The organism is Candidatus Thiosymbion oneisti (assembly GCF_004359955.1).
Classification (GTDB): Bacteria; Pseudomonadota; Gammaproteobacteria; order Chromatiales; family Chromatiaceae; genus Thiosymbion; species Thiosymbion oneisti.
The window spans coordinates 1-675 of sequence record NZ_SMSC01000122.1 but is presented as its reverse complement, the minus strand read 5'-3'; the positions used below and the strand labels follow the sequence as shown (position 1 = coordinate 675).

At 47.4% G+C, this 675-nt stretch carries 2 protein-coding genes; both read right to left on the bottom strand.

What is annotated here, in order from left to right; all coding sequences use genetic code 11:
* Positions 1-58: 58 nt before the first annotated feature.
* Positions 59-310 carry a hypothetical protein gene (locus E1958_RS19710; protein WP_089725177.1) on the bottom strand — a complete coding sequence of 84 codons (252 nt, stop codon included), beginning with the start codon at positions 308-310 and terminating at the stop codon, positions 59-61.
* Complete coding sequence (locus E1958_RS19705) at positions 307-501, bottom strand: type II toxin-antitoxin system HicA family toxin (RefSeq protein ID WP_089725175.1); 195 nt, start codon at positions 499-501, stop codon at positions 307-309. The genes E1958_RS19710 and E1958_RS19705 overlap by 4 nt, the downstream gene beginning before the upstream one ends.
* Positions 502-675 lie beyond the last annotated feature (174 nt).

Below are 675 nucleotides of genomic sequence, written 5' to 3'. Positions count from 1 at the left end.
CCTGTTTTCGTTCGCCCTCTCCCCAACCCCTCTCCCGCCGGGAGAGGGGCTTTGAGGCTTAACTTAATGGCATTGCCTGCGAGCTTTGCCCAACCTCCATGCTTTTATAAGATGTCGGTGGCGGTAACGGTGTACCATCGTTTTTCATGAGTTCTATCCATTCTTCTACGATCCTACAGAGATCCGCATAGACTTGTTCTTCATTCTCACCATGACAACAGGGACCGATAATACCCGGACATTGGCCCACAAAGCATTTATCTTCCTCGGACCACTCCACGATTTTTAGATAGCGAGCACTCTCTTTCATTGCTGTAATTCCTTGATCTTTTTTCTTACCTCACGTTCTTGATAGGGCTTCGCATCATCCCCTGAGTTCCCGGAGATAGTGATCCGAGAACCGGTTGGATGCTCAAGGTTGCGGTGACTTCCTTTACCCCCGCGGTTAATAAATCCGGCTCTTTCGAGATCACGGAGGAGTTCTCTTATCTTGCGAGGCATGTGGAGAAGGTAATTTGTGGTTCCGGGGATAATTTGCTTGTTTCATATTTGCGGGACCAAAACCGCAGCAACGAAATTTCCGATATGCTGAACATTCTAGGATAAGAACCGGAAATATTACACCGTCCTCAAAATTTCAGGATCTTATGGGCACCTTGCAAAATTACTGCCTAG